2 protein-coding genes and 2 pseudogenes are annotated in these 1,267 nt (G+C 40.2%); 2 read left to right on the forward strand and 2 right to left on the reverse strand.

Translation table 11 applies throughout. From position 1 onward, the window contains the following. Window positions 1–345: hypothetical protein (locus I8752_RS22285; RefSeq protein WP_214434454.1), on the forward strand; the 345-nt coding region annotated here is incomplete at its 5' end. Between the two features lie 54 nt (window positions 346–399). Further along, window positions 400–586, forward strand: a pseudogene (locus tag I8752_RS22290) (transposase family protein); the annotation flags it as partial. Between the two features lie 65 nt (window positions 587–651). On the opposite strand, the pseudogene I8752_RS22295 reads toward I8752_RS22290, so the two are convergent. Beyond that, window positions 652–882 (reverse strand): annotated as a pseudogene (locus I8752_RS22295) (IS1 family transposase); the annotation flags it as partial. Between the two features lie 20 nt (window positions 883–902). Then, a complete protein-coding gene (locus I8752_RS22300; protein ID WP_214434455.1) occupies window positions 903–1,166 on the reverse strand; it encodes a hypothetical protein in 264 nt (87 codons plus the stop codon). Window positions 1,167–1,267: the final 101 nt, after the last annotated feature.

The following is a 1,267-nucleotide window of genomic DNA, read 5'->3' on the forward strand; positions in this document are numbered from 1 at the left end:
ATGCAGATGGTTGTTTTGCTTACATTGCGTTATTTCCATCAGCATCAAGGACTAATCAAACTATTCTTCATGCAAGTCGGTTATGGTGACATCGCAGCAACTGAACAACTTCAGTCGGCGCGACTAAACTATCGCAATATTTTATTGACCATTATTGAAGATGGTATTGCTCAAGGGATATTCCTCAATCCACCTGCACTTAATGTTCAAATTACTATTAACAGCATTATTGGTACGATTAATTGGACTCTTTACGATCTACTCGTTGTCCAAAATCAAAACCTAGAACCTGAAGTCTTAGCCACACAGATATCTTCCCACTTGCTACGGAGTCTGGCACGTTAGTTCCCCCTCCCCCAAACGCTAGATACGCCCAAGTAGAATTAAGCCTCGAAAAGCGTGAAGCTCAAGCCCAAAATCACGATAGCGGATCACTTTGCCTTAATGGAAGACCCACGAATAGATCGTACAAAACGACATAAATTGATTGACATTTTGACTATTGCTTTGTGTGCAGTGATCTGTGGAGCTTGCTCGTTGGGTGGCAATTGAACTATATGGCTGCACGAAATATGAATGGTTAAAAACGTTGGCGTTGCTGAATCGAAATATGAATTATGCGATCGCAGTAAAGATATGGCTACTAGGCACTCACAGAGGAACTGAACCATACTTAAGATAATGTATGACCAGTCGAATAGAGAATCTCAGCATTTCTTCGGTTTTAGAGTAGCAGAAAGTTTTCCGATGTAGTCGAGCAAGATAATGTCTAAAACGACTATTTTCTCCTTCTACTCTAGTCATATAAGTTTTGCTAACAATATGGTCTTCTTCGGAAATAAAACAAGGATAAACCGGATAACCGTCTGTAACATAAAAATAAGCTAGTGTGGTAAAATTCACTAGACAAGACGACTCTCTAGGTTAGCTAAGTAAGCCTTGGGGTCTCGGCGAAATCGATACTGTTCAATTCTGGCTTTGTGGTGTTTTTGCAACTGAGAGCGTAATTCGAGCCAAGTATGAATATCAACTTGTGCTAAATCAGATGCGGTAAAAGAATGAAGTTTAGTAGCGATCGCACAAGCAAGTTTGACAGAACCACGAATAACGAGAGATGAGGGAGGAACCTTACGACCTGTACAACGACGTTGATGATGACGTAGCATACCAAAAGCATGTTATAAGTCATTATTAGTTCTGGGAAACCCTTCAATTTCGTAACAATGAAAAAGTCCAGACCAGTAGTTCTGGGTGGTTTTTATAAAGT

The sequence above is a fragment of the Dendronalium phyllosphericum CENA369 genome (assembly GCF_016056275.1).
Taxonomy (GTDB): Bacteria; Cyanobacteriota; Cyanobacteriia; order Cyanobacteriales; family Nostocaceae; genus Dendronalium; species Dendronalium phyllosphericum.